Annotated in this window: 18 protein-coding genes; 8 read left to right on the forward strand and 10 right to left on the reverse strand. The window is 72.3% G+C overall.

Annotated features, from left to right (window positions below; translation table 11 throughout):
* Nucleotides 1-94: 94 nt before the first annotated feature.
* Nucleotides 95-1,375, reverse strand: coding sequence for a multidrug effflux MFS transporter (locus QLQ12_RS17170; protein WP_282761060.1), 1,281 nt, complete (start codon nucleotides 1,373-1,375; stop codon nucleotides 95-97).
* Between the two features lie 273 nt (nucleotides 1,376-1,648).
* On the opposite strand from QLQ12_RS17170, the gene QLQ12_RS17175 reads away from it, so the two are divergent.
* On the forward strand, nucleotides 1,649-1,927 hold the full coding sequence (locus QLQ12_RS17175; protein WP_282761061.1) for a hypothetical protein: 279 nt from the start codon (nucleotides 1,649-1,651) through the stop codon (nucleotides 1,925-1,927).
* A gap of 192 nt (nucleotides 1,928-2,119) precedes the next feature.
* Here the strand turns inward: QLQ12_RS17175 and QLQ12_RS17180 are convergent, their stop codons facing one another.
* The 4 genes from QLQ12_RS17180 to QLQ12_RS17195 all read right to left on the reverse strand — a co-directional run bounded on the left by QLQ12_RS17180 (nucleotide 2,120) and on the right by QLQ12_RS17195 (nucleotide 7,100).
* Nucleotides 2,120-4,096, reverse strand: a complete 1,977-nt coding sequence (locus tag QLQ12_RS17180; RefSeq protein WP_282761062.1) for a hypothetical protein — start codon at nucleotides 4,094-4,096, stop codon at nucleotides 2,120-2,122.
* A gap of 96 nt (nucleotides 4,097-4,192) precedes the next feature.
* Entirely contained in the window at nucleotides 4,193-5,782 is a 1,590-nt protein-coding gene (locus QLQ12_RS17185; protein ID WP_282761063.1) for a tetratricopeptide repeat-containing diguanylate cyclase, read from the reverse strand.
* Nucleotides 5,783-5,911: 129 nt separating this feature from the next.
* Nucleotides 5,912-6,061 carry a hypothetical protein gene (locus QLQ12_RS17190; protein ID WP_282761064.1) on the reverse strand — a complete coding sequence of 50 codons (150 nt, stop codon included), beginning with the start codon at nucleotides 6,059-6,061 and terminating at the stop codon, nucleotides 5,912-5,914.
* Between the two features lie 16 nt (nucleotides 6,062-6,077).
* A complete protein-coding gene (locus QLQ12_RS17195; protein ID WP_282761065.1) occupies nucleotides 6,078-7,100 on the reverse strand; it encodes an aldo/keto reductase in 1,023 nt (340 codons plus the stop codon).
* Nucleotides 7,101-7,218: 118 nt separating this feature from the next.
* Here QLQ12_RS17195 and QLQ12_RS17200 point away from each other — a divergent pair, with 118 nt between their 5' ends.
* The 6 genes from QLQ12_RS17200 to QLQ12_RS17225 all read left to right on the forward strand — a co-directional run bounded on the left by QLQ12_RS17200 (nucleotide 7,219) and on the right by QLQ12_RS17225 (nucleotide 11,519).
* A complete protein-coding gene (locus QLQ12_RS17200; protein ID WP_282761067.1) occupies nucleotides 7,219-7,815 on the forward strand; it encodes a TetR/AcrR family transcriptional regulator in 597 nt (198 codons plus the stop codon).
* 90 nt (nucleotides 7,816-7,905) lie between these two features.
* Entirely contained in the window at nucleotides 7,906-8,277 is a 372-nt protein-coding gene (locus tag QLQ12_RS17205; RefSeq protein WP_282761069.1) for a YciI family protein, read from the forward strand.
* Nucleotides 8,274-9,479 carry an RNA polymerase sigma factor gene (locus tag QLQ12_RS17210; protein WP_282761071.1) on the forward strand — a complete coding sequence of 402 codons (1,206 nt, stop codon included), beginning with the start codon at nucleotides 8,274-8,276 and terminating at the stop codon, nucleotides 9,477-9,479. Before QLQ12_RS17205 ends, QLQ12_RS17210 begins: the two co-directional genes overlap by 4 nt.
* A 131-nt stretch (nucleotides 9,480-9,610) precedes the next feature.
* Nucleotides 9,611-10,108, forward strand: a complete 498-nt coding sequence (locus tag QLQ12_RS17215) for an RNA polymerase sigma factor (protein ID WP_282761072.1) — start codon at nucleotides 9,611-9,613, stop codon at nucleotides 10,106-10,108.
* Nucleotides 10,105-11,112 (forward strand): hypothetical protein, encoded by a 1,008-nt coding sequence (locus QLQ12_RS17220; RefSeq protein WP_282761074.1) that lies wholly within the window; start codon nucleotides 10,105-10,107, stop codon nucleotides 11,110-11,112. The genes QLQ12_RS17215 and QLQ12_RS17220 overlap by 4 nt, the downstream gene beginning before the upstream one ends.
* Before the next feature lie 89 nt (nucleotides 11,113-11,201).
* A complete protein-coding gene (locus QLQ12_RS17225; RefSeq protein ID WP_282761075.1) occupies nucleotides 11,202-11,519 on the forward strand; it encodes an STAS domain-containing protein in 318 nt (105 codons plus the stop codon).
* Between the two features lie 90 nt (nucleotides 11,520-11,609).
* Here the strand turns inward: QLQ12_RS17225 and QLQ12_RS17230 are convergent, their stop codons facing one another.
* The gene (locus QLQ12_RS17230; protein ID WP_282761076.1) at nucleotides 11,610-12,212 is read right to left on the reverse strand and encodes a CGNR zinc finger domain-containing protein; all 603 of its coding nucleotides are present in this window, start codon (nucleotides 12,210-12,212) and stop codon (nucleotides 11,610-11,612) included.
* Nucleotides 12,213-12,279: 67 nt separating this feature from the next.
* On the opposite strand from QLQ12_RS17230, the gene QLQ12_RS17235 reads away from it, so the two are divergent.
* Nucleotides 12,280-12,669 carry a RidA family protein gene (locus tag QLQ12_RS17235; protein ID WP_282761077.1) on the forward strand — a complete coding sequence of 130 codons (390 nt, stop codon included), beginning with the start codon at nucleotides 12,280-12,282 and terminating at the stop codon, nucleotides 12,667-12,669.
* A gap of 239 nt (nucleotides 12,670-12,908) precedes the next feature.
* On the opposite strand, the gene QLQ12_RS17240 is transcribed toward QLQ12_RS17235, so the two are convergent.
* The 4 genes from QLQ12_RS17240 to QLQ12_RS17255 form a co-directional block, all read right to left on the reverse strand.
* Entirely contained in the window at nucleotides 12,909-13,304 is a 396-nt protein-coding gene (locus tag QLQ12_RS17240; protein ID WP_282761079.1) for a DUF2750 domain-containing protein, read from the reverse strand.
* A gap of 117 nt (nucleotides 13,305-13,421) precedes the next feature.
* On the reverse strand, nucleotides 13,422-14,093 hold the full coding sequence (locus QLQ12_RS17245) for an alpha/beta hydrolase (RefSeq protein ID WP_282761081.1): 672 nt from the start codon (nucleotides 14,091-14,093) through the stop codon (nucleotides 13,422-13,424).
* A 46-nt stretch (nucleotides 14,094-14,139) separates the two neighbouring features.
* Nucleotides 14,140-15,516, reverse strand: a complete 1,377-nt coding sequence (locus QLQ12_RS17250; protein WP_282761083.1) for a S28 family serine protease — start codon at nucleotides 15,514-15,516, stop codon at nucleotides 14,140-14,142.
* Nucleotides 15,517-15,626: 110 nt separating this feature from the next.
* Nucleotides 15,627-16,667, reverse strand: coding sequence for an MBL fold metallo-hydrolase (locus tag QLQ12_RS17255; RefSeq protein ID WP_282761085.1), 1,041 nt, complete (start codon nucleotides 16,665-16,667; stop codon nucleotides 15,627-15,629).
* Between the last annotated feature and the right edge of the window lie 64 nt (nucleotides 16,668-16,731).

Below are 16,731 nucleotides of genomic sequence, written 5' to 3' on the forward strand. Positions count from 1 at the left end.
GGGGGGGGGGGGGCCGGGGGGGGGGGGGCCCCGGGGGGGGGGGGGGGGGGGGCCCCCCCCCCCCCCCCCCCCCCCACCGCTGCGCACCGATCACTCAGTGGACGACGGCCGCCACCGGCTCCGGCCGACCGGACGGGAGGCGGTGCGGCTGGACCACCAGGAAGTAGACCAGGGTGGCGGCCAGCATGCCGCCGAAGACGACGACGGCCATCGAGACCGCGCCGACGCCGAGCACCCCGACCAGCGGCGCCGCCAGCGCGCCGACACCGAACTGAACCGCGCCCAGCAGGGCGGCCGCGGTGCCCGCCGCCTCGCCGTGCCGGGACAGCGCCAGCGCGGGGGCGTTCGGCATGGCCAGGCCGACCGTGGCGAGCACCAGCCAGAGCGGGATCAGGATGCCGGCCAGGCCGCCGATCCCGGTGGCGGCCAGGACGAGGAACACCAGGCCGAACCCGAGGCCGGCCAGCAGCGAGCCGCTCATGATCTGCTGAGGTGTCCAGCGGCGGAGCAGGCGCACGTTGAACTGGGTGGCGCCGATCAGGCCGACCGCGCCACCGGCGAAGGTCAGCGCGAACTGCTGCTCGCTCATGCCGAAACCGTCCTGGAAGACGTAGGACGACCCGCTCACGTAGGCGAACAGCGCCGCCATCGCCAACCCGGCCACCAGGATCAGGCCCACGTACACCCGGTCGGTGAGCAGCCTGCCGTAGTCACGGACGGTGCCCAGCACGCCCCCGTTGCGGCGCTTCGCGGCCGGCAGGGTCTCCGGCAGGACCAGCGCGGAGACCGCCATGATCGTGACACCGGCGACGGTCAGGACCACGAACACACCGCGCCAGGACGTCCAGTTCAGCACCAGGCCGCCGACGGTCGGGGCCAGGATCGGGGCCACCCCGACGACCAGCATCAGGCGGGAGAAGAGGCGGGCCGCGGCCCGGTCGCTGAACAGGTCGCGCACCATCGCCATCGCGACGACGGCGGCCGCCGCCGCGCCGAGCCCCTGGAGCACCCGGAGCGTGCCGAGCACGGCCACGTTGGGAGCGACGACGCAGAACACCGAGGCGAGCACGTGCACCGCGATGCCGGCGAGCAGCGGCCACCGCCGCCCGAACGCGTCGGAGAGCGGCCCGATCAGCAACTGCCCGAACGCCAGGCCGGCGAGCGTGCCGGTCAGCGTGAGCTGCACGGCCGCGGCGCTCGTGGCCAGGTCGGTGGTGATCGTCGGAAGCGACGGCAGGTACATGTCGATGGTGAGCGGTCCGAGTGCGGTGAGCAGGCCGAGCACGAGAACGATCCGGAAGCGGCGCCCCAGCGGGAGTCGCTCTCCGGGAGAGAGGTCGTCGTCGGGTGGGGTGATGGTGCGAGTCTCAGCCACCCTTTCGGCAAGTTGCCCCGCGCCCGGGTTCTTCCTGCTTCGCCCGATTGGTAACGGCGGTCACAACGACGCTGGGGCCGGTGTCCTCCGATGGGGTGTTTCTCCTGCTACTTGCGCGTACCGGAGGTGAAGATGTGTTTTCTGGTGTGGGCGCCGCAGGCCGTCCCGGCGGGCCGGCACACGGCGGCGTGCCCCTCGAGGCACAGGCCGCCCGCAGCCCTGGTGCCGGACTAGTGAGTCGCGCGCCGGGAGAGCCGGATACGGTTGGCGACTATGACGACCTATTCCGGTCCGGCGAGGCTGACCCTTGTCGACGGCACACGCGTGCCCGGCATGGCCTCGCTGAGCACCAATCAGCGCGGGGGCATCGAGGGCTGGGGCGGCACGTTCCGCCCGGACCAGACGAATGCGGACATCCGCAACGCGAGCGACGGGCTGTCCCTGGAGTTGCCCTACGACCAGATCGGGGCGGTGGCCGTCACCGGTGTCCGAAAACTGCTCGCGACGCAGATACTGGTGTCGCTCTCCGGCAGCGGGCCCGCACCGTTCTGACCCGTCCATCACCCCGGTTCCCGCCGGCGGCGTGCGCGCCGGCGGGCCATGAGCTCGCACCGCCGGCGGTCGCGGCCCTCGACGGCCGCGACCTCGGCCCTTCGCCGTAGGTGAGAGCGATGTCCGGGGCAGCCGTAGGCGAGAGCGATGTCCGGGGACACCGCGGGACCCGGCGGTGAGCCCGGCCGGCGATCACGGCCGGGCGGGCGCGGACACCAGCAGGACACGGTCGTCGCGGACGATGAGGACCCGGCCGTCCTCGGAGGCGGCGAGCACCTCCCGCCCGGCAATCTCCACGCTGTCCAGGCTCTGGCGGCCGCAACCGGCCGGCCCGCACCTCCAAAGCACCTGCCGCCAGTGTTCGGGCTGCGCCGGCTCGGCCGACGTGCCGATCCTGACGTACAGCCCCGGTGGCTCCGTCGCTTCGGCGGCGGTCGCGTACACCTCGGAGCCGACCGTGGTCACCGCTCCCGACCATGGCGCGATCTCGTTGCTCTCCAGCGGCATCAGCTGCTCCCCGATGCGCAGGCTGCCCGGTTCGAAGCTGACGGTCTGCCCGGTGACGGCGGGAAGCGCGGCCCAGGCGGTGTCCTGGTCGCCGGAGAAAGTCGACGAGGTCCGCGGGTTCGCGCAGGTCACCGGGTCGCACGTCACCAGGTTGGTGAGCGGGCCGGTGCGGATGGCCAGGACCGGGCGCCCGTCGGCGCCGATCGCCAGGGCGGTCCGGCGCCGGCCGGCGAAGTCGTCGTCGGGAAGACGCTCGACGGTGCCGGCGCGATGACGTTCCGGCGCGGCGCAGGTGGCGTCCGGGCACCGGATGAGGGTGACGCCGAAGGTGGGCTCGCCGGGTTCCTCCTCCTCGGAGGCCGTCGCCAGGCCGAACCAGACCGAGTGGTCGGGAGCGACCGCGACGGCGAGTTCCGGCCATCCGTACGCCTCCTTCGCCGAAGCCCGGACCGGCACCCACACCTGTCGGCATCCCTCGCGGGTGCAACGCGCGAAGTCGATGAACGGGCCGCCGTCGTCCGGGCCGCCGGTCATCGCGGCTTTGACGACGGCGGTGCCGTCCACGCTGATCGCGGCCGCGCCGCGACCGTCCCATACGCTCGGCCCGCCGTCCCGCGTCACATGCTCGTCGCACACGTCGTTGTCGCAGAACCGGGCGCCGCTGACGGTCGCGATGACCGGATGGCCCCCGGCGGGCCAGGCCACCGCCGCCGCGCCACCGATCAGATCGGAGTGCGATCGTACGGTCAGCGCGCCGAACGGGTTCACGGCGGCGACCACGGCCGGCGCCAGTAGCACGAGCACCGTCGCCACCGGGGCGGCCCAGGGCCGGCGTACCGGCTCTCCGGAGAGCGTGGCCAGGCGGGCGTCGACGGCCGCCAGATCCACCGCGTCCCGCCCGTCCGTCCGGGGTTCGGCGCGCTGCAGCAGGTGGACGTGGGCAAGGAGGCCGGCCTGCGCCGCGACCACTCCGGTGATCAGGATCGCGCCGATCACCCGTGCGACGACGGGGTGGATCAGGTCGCCGGTGAGAGGCTCGCCGGCCGCCCACGCCAGGACCAGCGGAACGACGACGCCACCTAGCAGGACGGCTCCGGCGGTGCCGGTGACGCGCCCGCTGGTCAGCTCGAGGCCGAGTCCGCCGCCCTGTCGAGCGAACAGGCCGATCAGCAGTCGTGCCGCCAGGACGGCCGCAACCGTGAGCGTGCCCAGGGCCACGATGAGGCCCGGTAGTCCCTCGGCGATCGCGGTGACCATCGTCAGCAGCAGCGTCGCGCCGATCGCCACCGAGCACAGTCCGATCGCGTAGACCGGGAGACGCTTCAGGGCGGCCACGACCGCCGCCCGTGGGCGGACGGTCCGGCCCCGTGCCGCGCCGGTCGCGGCCAGCGCCGCCGCATCGAGCCCGATCAGCCAGAGAACCGCTGCCAGAGCCGCCTTCGCCGTGGTCAGGGTCGCGCCGGCGTGGACGAGCGGAGCGCCGTCGACGATGGTCGTCCGGCCCCGCCCCAGGAGCACGTCCAGCAGGAACAGACCGAGGAGCGCGACGGTCAGGACGGGCAGCAGCACGGCCAGCAGCCGCCGCCGGTGGACCAGTGCCAGCCGGTAGCCGGCCGCGACGTTCCCGAGCAGTCCGAAGGAGGTGTGGGGTGGGGAGGGCACCGCGCGAGACTAGACGACCTGCTCAGCGGGCAGATCCCCTGATCAGACCGGAGACGCGCGGCGTTCGGTGAGCCGGGGAACCCGGCCGTCACGCCGTCAGGGCAGGACGGTCTCCGCGGGCCGGCGAGCGCCCATGACCCGGTCGCGGCCGGCGTGCTTGGCCGCGTAGAGCCGTTCGTCGGCGTGCGCGAGCAGAGACTCCGGCGAGACCGGACCTCCGGTGTAGGTCGCGACACCGATGCTCACCGTGACGGGAATGGCGCCGGCCAGCGCGCTCCAGTCCGTGCTCCGGACCAGGTCGGCGAGCGCCTCGCACCGGTGCAGCGCCGCCGTCGCGCCGGCGCCGGGGAGCAGCAGCAGGAACTCTTCGCCGCCCAGCCGTGCGGCGCACTCGGAGCCCGTGGTGAAACGCTTGAGCAGCGCGCCCAGCTCCTGGAGGACGGCGTCTCCGGCGGCGTGCGACAGGACGTCGTTGATCCGCTTGAAGTGGTCGGCGTCGATCACCGCGACCGAGAGCGGTTCCCCGTCGCGCCCGGCGGCGGCGACCGCGGCGGTCAGCCGCTCGTCGATGTAGCGGCGGTTGTGCAGGCCGGTGAGCGCGTCCTGGTAGGCGAGCGCCTGGAAACGCTCGGAGGACCGCCGGGCCTCCGCCGCCTCGAACACCGCCTGCATCGTGTAGGCGCGGGCCTCCCGCTCGGCCGAGTGCAGAGCCTCCGAACGGGCATGGAAGACCCGGTATTCGTCGTACGCTTCGCGGTACCGGCCGGCCGCGGCGTACCACTCGGCTCGCGCGTGGTGGACCCGTGCCGCCACCCCGGCGAGTCCCCGCTGGTCACAGATGGCGCTGGCCCGGTCGAGGGTCTCGCCGGCGAGGTCGGCGCGGCCGGTCCGTTCGTAGATCTCCACGAGCGTCAGCAGGCACTCGGGGAGGCTGTCCCCCTCGCTGACCAGCGGGCCGTTCGGGTCGTCCAGCACCGGCTGCAGGGCGGCTTCCGCCTCGTCGAAGTGGCCCTGCATGAGCGCGATCCGGGCCAGGGTGTCCAGGTGGAGGCCGTCCAGCGTGATGCCCCGATCGGCCGCGAGTGTGCGCATCTGCCGGGCGAGGTCGTTCGCCGTGTCGACGTCCTCGTTCTCGAAGGCCGTGAACGCCATGTTGTTGATGATGGTCAGGGCCTGGTAGGCGTCGTCGTGCTTCTCCGCGATCTGCAGGGCCTCACCGAAGCGCCGGGACGCCTCCTGATACTGGCCGTTGAGATCCAGCACCAGGGCCAGGGTGATGAGCTGACTGCCGCGCAGCGGTTCGGGCAGGCTGTGGGAGTGCTGCAGTCCGGTGACGGCGTGCGCCAGCGATTGGGCGTTGTCGCCGATGCGGCGGAAGAAGACGGCCAGCAACCGGTTGCCCCGGGCCAGCAGGACGTCGTCGCCGTGCTGCTCGGCCCACATGGTGACGGCCCGGGCGACCCGGCCCAGCTCGGCCACGTCACCTCGGCGGCCCGCGACGTCGGCGAGGATGAGCTGGGCGCGCTGTGCCAGGTCGTCGAACCCGTGGTTGCGGGCCTGCAGCTCCACGGTGGCAGCCGGAGCCGAGACGGCCTCGAAGTTCGAGGGCGTGGAGAGTTCCAGTTCCTCGAGGTACGCGACAAGACGGTCACGTATCGTGGGCTCGTTCGGCGGCGACGCGGTCACGGCACTCGTTTCGGCAACTCGGTCCACTTCTTGAGGCATCGTCCACGGCGGCCCCGGTAGACATCAACCTAGTGCGGCGATCGCGAACAGTCACCGGATGGTTCGCGACCGCCGCGGCTGTCGAGTCGGTCAGCGGCCGGACGCGATGATGAGCTCGTCGTAGGAGACCGGCAGATGGATCGAGCGGGTGATCGAGGCGGGGCACGAGCAGGCCGAGCACGGTCGCCGGGTCTGAGCGGCGAGGGCTGACAGCAGCGTCCAGCCCTCGTACGAGGGCATGGTCGTCGTCCTTGTCTCAGGGGCGGCGGCGCAGGGAGGCGTCGAGCAGCGCCGGCGGCGTGTCGAACTTCTCGTGCGGGGCGAGGTCGACGCCGGGGGCCACGATCGCGTCGATCGCGTCGAGCACGTCACCGGGCAGCACCGTGTCCGCGGCGGCGAGCTGGGAGCGCAGGTGGTCCAGGGTGCGCGGTCCGATAATTGCGCTGGTCACCCCCGGGTGGGCGGTGACGAACCCGAGAGCGAGCTGGATCAGGGTGAGACCGGCCTCCTCGGCGACCGTCACGAGCTGTTCGACCGCGTCGAGCCGGGCGCGGTTGGCGGGGACGGCGAGGTCGAAGCGCTGCCGCATCAGGGCGGAGCGGTTCGTGCTGATCTCCCGCCCGGCACGGATCGCGCCGGACAGCCATCCCGAGGCGAGCGGGCTCCAGGCGAGCACGCCCATGCCGTACTCCTGGGTCACCGGCAGCACGTGGGTCTCGATCCCGCGCTGAAGGACGGAGTAGCCGGGCTGCTCGGTGACGTAGGGGCTCAGGTGGTGTTCCCGGGCGGCCCACCGGGCCTGCACGATGCGATAGGCGGGGAAGGTCGAGGAGCCGAAGTAGCGGATCTTCCCGGCGCGCTGCAGGTCGGTCAGCGCCGCGAGGGTCTCCTCATCGCCGGTCCTCGGGTCCCAGCGGTGGATCTGGTAGAGGTCGACGTGGTCGACGCCGAGCCGGCGCAGGCTGTCGTCCAGGGCGGTGACCAGCCAGCGGCGGGAGCTTCCCTGGTGGTTGCGCTCCTGCCCCATCGGCATGGTGGCCTTGGTGGCCAGCACGATGTCGTCGCGGCGGCCGGCGATGGCCTTGCCGACCATCTGCTCGGACTGGCCGTTGCTGTACATGTCGGCGGTATCGATCAGGTTGATCCCGGCTTCGAGCGCGGCGTCGACGATGGCGGTGGCGTCGTCCTGGGTGGTGTCGCCGATGCCGCCGAAGTTCATCGCGCCGAGCGCCAGGGTGCTGACCTGGACTCCGGTGCGGCCCAGAGTGCGGTACTGCATGGCTGTTCCTCCTGGGGATCTGGCATGCTGGAAGTAAGCGGAACAACGTTCCGCTCTGACGACGAACATACGGAACATCGTTCCGTTTACCAAGAGGCGTGACGGGGGTAACAGTCCAGTGGTCGACGACGGCACCGGATCCGACGCGGCAGTCCCACGAAAGCGATCCGACGCCCGCCGCAACCAGGAGGCGCTGCTGGACGCGGCGGCCGCGGCCTTCATCGCGGCCGGCGTCCATGTGCCGGTGCGCGACATCGCCACCCGGGCCGGCGTCGGCGTCGGCACGATCTACCGCCACTTCCCGACCCGGGCCGACCTGATCGTCGCCGTCTACCACCACCAGATCGAGGCGTGCGCCGCGGCCGGCCCGCGGTTGCTGGCGAGCGCCGGCACCCCGCACGCCGCCCTGGCCGGCTGGATCGACCTCTTCGTCGACTTCCTGGTGACCAAGCACGGCCTGGCCGAGGCTCTGCGGTCCGACGACGCCACCTTCGGAAAACTGCACGCACACTTCCTCGACCGCCTGCTCCCGGTCTGCGCCCACCTGCTCGCGGCAGCAGCCGCCGCTGGTGAGATCCGCCCGGACGTGGGCGCCCTGGAACTGATGCGCGGCGTCGGCAACCTGTGCATCGGCGACAACAGCGACCCCCGTTACGACGCCCGCCGGATGGTCGGGTTCCTCGTCGCCGGACTGCGCCTGCCCGCCGTCCCGTGATTTTTCCCGGCGATCTCCGGCGAGGACGTCAAGACGGCGGCGGCGGCTCCGACCACCCGGCGACGACAGCTCACGAACGAGGAGTACGACATGCGGTTCCTGATCAGCCTGCACATCAACCCGGCCGTGCTGGACGCGCTGACCGACGAGGAGAAGACGGCGATCGGTGACGGGCACGGCGCGTTCATCGAGGCGCTGAAGGAGTCCGGCGAACTGATCACCACCCTGGCCCTGGCCGACCCGTCGCAGTCCGCGGTGGTGTCGGTGCGCGACGACCAGCCGGTGGTCACCGACGGCCCGTTCCTGGAGGCGAAGGAGTTCCTGGGCGGCTTCTACCTGATCGACTGCGAGAACCGGGAACGGGCGATCGAACTGGCGTCGCGGATCCCGGACACCCGGATCGACGGCCTGGGCGTCGAGGTCCGCCAGGTGATGTTCGCCGACGGGAACCTGGACGCGTGACCGTGCCGGCCTTCGAGGACCTGCTGCGTGCGCTCACGCCGCAGGTCCTCGGCGCGCTGGTCCGCCGGTACGGACAGTTCGAGGGGTGCGAGGACGCCGTGCAGGAGGCGGTCCTCGCGGCGACCGTCCAGTGGCCCGCCGACGGGCTGCCGGACAATCCGCGTGGCTGGCTGACGACGGTGGCGTCGCGGCGGCTCATCGACCAGATGCGCAGCGATCACGCGCGTCGGGAACGGGAGTCGGCGGTGGCCGCCGAGGTGGCTCCGCCGGACGTTCCGGACACCGACGACACGCTGGTGCTGCTGTTCCTCTGCTGCCATCCGGCGCTGACCCCCGCCTCGCAGACGGCGCTGACGTTGCGGGCCGTCGGCGGCCTGACCACCGCCGAGATCGCGCACGCGTTCCTGGTGCGGGAGGCGACGATGGCGGCCCGGATCAGCCGGGCCAAACAGAGGATCAAAGCGGCCGGCGGTACGTTCACTCGGGACCCGCAGCGCCTTCCGACGGTCCTGCACGTGCTGTACCTGATCTTCAACGAGGGGTACACCGCGTCCTCGGGCAGTGCGCTGCACCGCGTCGACCTGGCCCGCGAGGCGATCCGGCTGACCCGCACCGTGCACGCGCGGCTGCCGGACGACAGCGAGGTGGCCGGACTGCTGGCGCTGATGCTGCTGACCGACGCGCGGCGGGCGACACGGACGACGCCGGCCGGCGATCTGGTGCCGCTCGGCGAGCAGGACCGTACCCGGTGGGATCGTGCCCTGATCGACGAGGGGACACGGCTGGCGAAGGTGTCGCTGGGCGGGACGGCGCTGGGGCCGTACCAGTTGCAGGCGGCGATCGCGGCGACGCACGCCGACGCGGCGACCGCGGAGGAGACCGACTGGCGGCAGGTGCACGCGCTCTACCTGATCCTGGAGCGGATCGCGCCGAACCCGATGGTGACGCTGAACCGGGCGGTCGCGCTGGCCGAGACGCGGGGCCCGGCGGCGGGCCTGGAACTGCTGGCCACACTGGACGGCGACGAGCGGATGGCACGTCATCACCGGCTGCTGTCGGTGCGGGCGCATCTGCTGGAGAAGGCGGGGGACCCGGCGGGGGCGTACGACTGCTACCGGCGGGCGGCGCGGTTCACCGCCAGCCTCGCCGAGCGGCGTTACCTGGAGTCCCGGGCCGTCCGCTGCGCGGCGCCGGACGCCTAGACCGGGCATCCCGCTTCGCCGCGTCCGAAGAGGACTCCTCCCGGGTGCAACGGTTCGCCGTGTCCGGGCGTGTCATCCTCGTGGTGATACAAGAGGCTTACGCTCGCGGCACGCCGGAGGCGCGGACGGCCATGACCGACCCGTTGTCCTTCGACGATCTGTACGCCGCGCACTACGCGGACCTGACCGTGCAGCTGCACCTGTACTTCGGGGACCGCCAGGAAGCACACGACGTCGTCCAGGAGGCGTTCTGCCGGGCCTACGCCCGGTGGCGGACCGTTTCCGGCTACGAGGACCCGGTCGGCTGGGTGCGCCGGGTCGCGTGGAACCTGGCGCTGAGCCGATGGCGGCGTACCCGGTCGGCGCTGTCCTTCCTGCGCCGGCAGCCCCGCACCGAGAGCCATGTCGCGGGACCGGGCCCGGACCGGGTCGCGGTGATGGCCGCGCTCGCCGAACTGCCCGCCCAGCAGCGCCGGGCGGTGGTTCTGCGATACCTGGCCGACCTCACCGTGCCGCAGATCGCCGACCGCGAGGGCGTCGCCGAGGGCACCGTCAAATCCTGGCTGCACCGCGCCCGCACGACCCTGGCCGACCGCCTCGGCGCCGACGAGAACGAGGAGACACCATGACCGACCCCATCGTGCGGTTGCTGGAGCAGGCGCGCGCCGACGCCCTGCGCGACGTCCGCCCGCCGGGCCCGGACGAGGTCCGCCGCACCGTGCGCCGCCGTCGTGGCATCGTCGCCGGCATCGGTACGGCCGTCGCGGTCGCCGGGATCGCGGCCGCCGGCGCCCTGGCCGTGCCGCCGTCTCCCGGCGCGGTGGCGCCGGGCGCCGACTCCTCGGCGATGCCGTCGCAGTTCCCGGTGATGCCGGAGCCCGATCCCGCCACGTTGCAGCGCATGGCCGTGGCCAGCGCGGCGCTCGGCGACTGGAACACCACCCCGTGGGTGATGGCCACGGACGGCGTGGTGAGCGCCGACTACCAGAACTTCGTCAACGACATCCCCGCCGGCACCTACGACCTGCACCTCTACTGTGTCGGCGAAGGTAAGGCCGACGTGGTCGTGAAAGCCGACCGGGCCGGCGACGACAAACTGGCCGCCGGATCGGTGACGTGTGCCGCCGATCCGAAGCCGGCCCGGCTGACGGTGCGGCAGCCGGTCCACGGCTACCTGCGGATGTACCTCAGCGGCGACGAGAAGGCGTCCGGCACGTCGGCCTTCTCCTTCAAGTTCGTCCGCGCCGACCCCACCGCCACCGCCGGGCCGGACACCACCGCGAACGCCGGTGGCGCGGCGGCGCTGCTGGCCGGGGCCACCCCGGTGACCACCGAGCGGGACAAGACCGTCGAGAAGCCCCTCGGGGCGGGGAACCATCTGGTCAGCTTCGCCTGCAAGGGGCCGGGGACGCTCGCCTTCACGGTCCGCTCCGCCGGTGTCCTGCGGGACGGGACGGTCGCCACGACGGGCCGTACCGAACTGGCCGTGGACAAGGCGTGCTCGTCAGCCGAGAACGCCACCGTGGAGGTGCCGATCACCCTCCCGGCCGACTCGGCGATCACCATCACGGCCGCCGCGGACGACGCCGCCCGGGACAAGGCGGGATGGGCGTACACGATCCGCCCGGCGTGACCCGGAGGATGCGGGTTCCCGGCGGGGCCCGCATCCTCCGGCGGTTAGGCTGACGCGGCCCGGCTTCAGCTCGACAGAGTGGATCGTCGATGGATATCAGCACTGACCGCCGGTCGGAGAAGGTGGTTCACGTCGTCGTATCCGGCGAGATCGACATGGAGACCGTCGACGCGGTGCGGCGGGCCGTGACCGAGGCGCTCCGGACCACCGGTGTCGAGGACGTGCTGGTCGACATGGCCGGTGTGACGTTCTGTGACTCCTCCGGCATCGCCGTGTTCGACGAGACCTATCAGACGGCCGCCGAGCAGGGCGTCCGCTTCCGGCTCTTCGGCGTGCGGCCCGGGGTGCGCCGGGTCCTCGAGATCGTCGGCCTGCTGGAGCCGCTGACCGCGCCGCTCAGCCCCTGAGCGCGCACCTCTCGGCCGGCACCGGGTCCGGACCGGTCCCGCGACCCTGACGGAGCCGCGGTCGGTTTCCGCCCGGGATCGCCGGGCGTCTCAGGAGTCGGCGGCCCGGCGCGCGCGCAGCGCGCGCAGTTTGTGGCGGTTGCCGCAGCGCTCCATCGCGCACCAGCGCCGGGCTCCGGGGCGCGACGAGTCGACGAACACCAGCGCGCAGTTGTCGCCGGCGCACTCCCGGAAGCGCCCGGCCAGCGGCCCGGTCAGCAGGCCGATCATCTCCCGCGCCAGCGTGGACAGGGCCTGCTCGGCAAGCACCGGAGCCGCCCACGGCGAGGTCGTGCCCTCGTCGGTGAGCTGGGGAACCAGCGGCGGCGCGGCGGCGGCCCGGTTGATGACCGCGATGGCGCCGGCGTCGAGGGCCCGGCCCGCGGCGCGGGCGTGCGCGGTCGCCCAGACGGCCTGGCGGAGCGCCTTCGCCGCGCTCAGGTCGCGGGCCGTGGCGGGCGCCGTGAGGACGGCGGCCGGAGGCGCCTGAGCCAGCCAGGCGGTGAGGTCGCCAGGCTCGTGGAGGGTCTCGAACACCGCGTATCGGCCCTCGCCGCCGGTGTGCGCGAAGTCCAGGCAGACGGCGCCGGCGTCGAACCAGAACGACCCCCCTTTGGGGTCGTGCAGCAGCCGGCCGGTTGCGTAGTGGCGCATGACACCACTATAACTGGTGTCGAGGAGCAACCACTTATACCGGTTTCGCGAGCAGAGAGGGTGATCCGTGAGCACACGGCACATCAACCCCGAAGGAGTCCACCGCAGCCCCGCCTTCAGCCAGGCCGTCGTGGTGGAACAGCCGGCCAAGACGATCTACATCGGCGGGCAGAACGGTGTCGGCGCCGACGGGAAGGTCGTCGGACCCACCGTCGGCGAGCAGGCCCTGCAGGCCCTGCGCAACCTCGCGATCATCCTGGAGAGCGAGGGCGCGACCCTGGCGAACGTCGTCCACTGGCGGGTCGCCGTCGCCGACGGCAGCGCGATCAGCGAGGGGGTGGCCGCCTTCCAGCAGGTGTGGAACCCGGCCGACCCGCCGCCGGCCATCACGGTGCACGTCGTCGCGGGGCTGGGCCCCGGATTCCTCGTCGAGATCGACGCGGTCGCCGTTCTCTGACCATGGTGGTCGTACCCTGGTCTGGCCTGTCAGGCGCCGGCGTCGGTCAGGGAGATCGCATGCGGAAGCTCGTGTTGCCCGACGAGGACGCCTGTGGATCGCGTTCGACACCGGCGGTGACCGGGCCGCCTGGGCCGAGATCATCGACGATTACACGATCATCCAGCCGTTCCCTCAGGTGGTCCGCGACGTGCGCGGCCTCGCCGCGGAGTGAGGCCACGCGGTCCGCGCGACGGGACCTAGTTCAGGCGGAGGGCGGCCGTCATCCTCGACCGGAACTCGGCGAGCGTGATCACCGCCGCGTTCCGGTCCTCCACCGGGAAGATCGCGATGTTGGCCTCGTCCTCCTCGAGCTGGGGCAGCCACTGGTTCAGGAACGCCTCCGTGGTGATCCTGATGGGGTGCTCGCCGTCGACCTCGCCCTCGTTCTCCATCCGGGCTACGGTCGCGTGCGGCCAGATCGGCAGCAGGGTGCGGCGCTCCCCGTCCTCGCTGAACAGGACCTCGTCCTCGTCGCCCCAGACCCACAGCGCGCCGGAGTCGGCGAGGATCTCGAACGTCCTGGTGGCTCTGGCCGCCTCGGTCAGGCCGCGCAGCCGTTGCGCTTCGCCGCGCGAAATGTCATCCCGTGTCACATGAACTCCGATTATCCGATCGCCTACGTTCTGCGGCGATGCTATCGGTCACCTCACACGGGCCGTCCGCTGACCGGCGCCGGGAAGGCCCCCGCGACACGTCGAGGGGCCGGGCGGTCAGAGGTCGCGCAGCAGTCCGAGCACCCGGTCCGGGCCGTCACGCAGGACGTTGTGCGTGGTGTCCCACTCCTCGTAATGCCAGGCCGGGTCGTCGCGGACCTTCACCATCGCCGACGGCGCCTGGGGGCCACCGGGCGTGTCCAGGGCCGCGGCGAACCGTTTGACGGGCACTTCGCGCCAGGCGCCGGTCAGGCGTGACTTCTGCAGGAACGTCGCCAGCGGGTGCGGGCGGGCGCGGGAGTCGAAGAACGGCAGCGGGGCCACGCCGAAGCCGTCGTCGCCGATGCCGTCGAGAAACGTCCGGCGGATCGCGTCGGTGGTCACGTCCCACTGTGACTCGCCGTCCTCGACCATGTCGCTGTCCAGGTGGATCAGGGCGCTGATCCGGCGGGGATCACGGTCGGCGACGGCGTTGACGATCAGCCCGCCGTAGCTGTGGCCGACGAGCACGACCTTCTCACCACCCGAGGTGAGCTGGTCCACCAGCGCGTCGAGCTGGTCGACGTGGGTGGTCAGGTTGACGGGTGTGACGGTGAGGTCGTCGTCGGGGCCCAAGCCCGCGAGGGTGACGGCGTGGGCTCGGCGCCCCTGTTCCCGCAACGCGGTCACCAGGGGGTCGTACCACCATCCGCCGTGCCAGGCGCCCGGAACGAGAACGAGAGCACTCATGGTCCTCATGATCCGGGCGCCGGCAGCGGTCCGCATTCCGAACCGGTCAGTCGATGCGCCGGCGGTCGGCGAGCATGTCGTCGAAGGGCAGGTCCACCGCGAGCGGGGCCACCAGGGTCGCCGGAGCACCGGCCCAGCGGCGGAGCATGGCGGTGGCCGCGGCCGCGTCCGCCGGGTCCAGCCGGGAGATGTTCGCGCCGTGATTGGCGCCCGGGGCGACGAACAGCGCGGAGTCACGCTTGTTGGGCGTGAAGCGTTCCGCGCCCCACGGGTCGTTCTCGCCGTAGATGAAGAGCATGCGCTCGGCGTTCGTACGAACCCAGAGGTCCACGTCCAGCATGGGCAGCGGGTGGTGGGCCCGCCGCAGCTCCGCCGGCAGGGACGCGTTCGCGGTGTACAGCCCGGGGTGGGCGCGCAGCCCGCGCAGGTGCTCGAAGCGCAGACTGGGCCAGCCCAGCTGGGAGGCGGCCTGGTAGTAGTACGGCCAGTAGTACTCGAGGGTCTGGTCGGTGTAGAAACTCCACCCGGCAACGTCGTCGATCCAGCCGTACAACGCGTCGTCCGTCGCGGTGGCCGCCGGCACCGTCGCGCAGTCGGCGGCGGAACTGTACTGCCAGAACGCCCACACCGAGTCCAGGACCGTCATCTCGAACGACCGGTCGGCGGTGCCGATGGTCCGGCCGAACGTCCAGCCGCCCGCGGCCGCGGCCGCCTCCAGCCGGGGGACGAGCCGGTCCCGGCGGCGCAGCGCCTCCTGCTGGACGCCGTCGAGGGCGGCACGGCACTCCGGGGTGCCGACGGTGTCGAAGAACCGGTCGTACGCCCGGTCGGCCGGGTTGACCACATCGTTCGGCGCGACGTACGCGACCACGCCGTCGACGTCGTTCGGGTAGAAGCGCCGGTGGTAGACCGATGTCATGCCGCCCTTGCTGGCCCCGGTCTGGATCCAGCGTCCGTCGTAGACGGTCTTGAACGCGGTGACGATCCGGTGTTCGTCGGTCGCCTGCTGCCAGATGTTCAGGTGCGACCAGTCGGCCGGCGCGGGGCGCGACGGGCCGAAGAAGCGGTGCTCGACCGACACCTGGTTGGCACCCAGGAGAGCGGTCGGCTCGGTCTGTGCCGGGCGCGGGGCGGCGGCCAGGCCGTACCCGTTGGTGGCCAGCACCACCGGGGCGTCGCTCGATCGATGCAGGAGCGTGAGGCGCTGCTCGAACGCGCCCTGCCCGGGGTGGCGGTGGTCGGCCGGCTGGCGGTAGGTCAGGACGAAGAACCGGTAGCCGGCGCCCTGGGTCTCGGAGATGACGGAAAGCCCGGCGATCGCCCTCAGCTGGTCGAGCAGAGGATCCTCGGCGGCGCGCGCGGCGGTGGCGGGGGAGAGAACCACCAGGATGGACGCAAGGACTGCCATGATGCGAAGTCTCACGCCGGCAACCATATCGACGGATCGCTATCGCTGGGTGCCCGCCGCCCGCCGTCGACGGCGGGCGGCGGGCGGCCGTTCATGGCGTGCCCGTGCCAGAGGGGCGCCGGCGGTCAGAAGGACAGCTCTGCCAGGTGCCGCATCCGCTCGTACTCGGGGACCCGCATGCCGTGGCCGATCTGCTCCACCGCGGCCTTGAACGTGGCGTAGGTCGTCGCGGCCCGGTCGCCGCGCTCGCCCAGCGGGGTGTCGAAGGCGTCGAAGTGCGCCGGGACGACGTGGCGGGGATATCCGAGGACCCGCAGCAGCCGTGGCAGGTAGTCGTGCGTCGGTGTCGTCGCGGAGGGATTGACGATCACGACGTCGGGACGCAGTCCCTGGTATTCGCGTTCGATGAAGTTGCCCGCGCCGTGGAACAGCACCGACAGCCTGCCGGGCACGGTGACCAGGTAGGACAGGGTGTTGCCCTCGACCAGGTCGCCGATGGTGGCCGGTGCCGGGGGCTGCTCCCGCGCCGGTGTGGTGGTGACCGTGCCCGGCGCCCAGAATCCCCCGCCGGGGAACTGGGTGTGCAGGCTGGTGAAGGCCTGGACCTGCACGTCGGCGATGTCGATCCACTCGCCGCCCCGGCACACCATCACCCGGTCGCCAGCCCCCGGCACCCGGTAGCGGAGGGCGAAGTTGCGGGCGGTCTCCGTGCCCATCACCTTGACCTGCCGGTGACGGCCCATCAGGTAGGGCACGTCGGCGAAATGGTCCCAGTGGGTGTGACTGACCATGATCAGGTCGGGCGGCGAGCCGGGCGGCAGCGCCTGGTCGATCACGGCCGGGTTCACGGCCAGCGGCTTCGACGGATCGATCGCCCTGGCCTCGTCGAGGTACGGGAAGCGGCTCACGTACGGGTCGAACCACACCCGCCGGTCGGCGGTCATCGTGCCGCGGCGGTCGACGAGCATCTCGAACCCGGCCACGCCCAGCCAGCGCAGCCGCACACCGGCCGAGCCGGCGGGGCGTCGCCCGGGGGGCCCGGCCGCCGCGTGCGCCTCCGACAGCCCCGCGGTGGCCGCGACCCCGGACGTGGTGGCGGCGGCGAGTCCGGCGAGCACGGTGCGCCGGGTCCACGCGGAGCCCGATTTGTCTAGATCAACATCCATGCGGGCAGTATGCCGGGGCCGTGCAACCCACGATGGAGCGTGATCCCGCGGAAGGCGTGCGCCC

Origin of the sequence: Actinoplanes sandaracinus (assembly GCF_030009775.1) — a bacterium.
GTDB classification, from domain to species: domain Bacteria; phylum Actinomycetota; class Actinomycetes; order Mycobacteriales; family Micromonosporaceae; genus Actinoplanes; species Actinoplanes sandaracinus.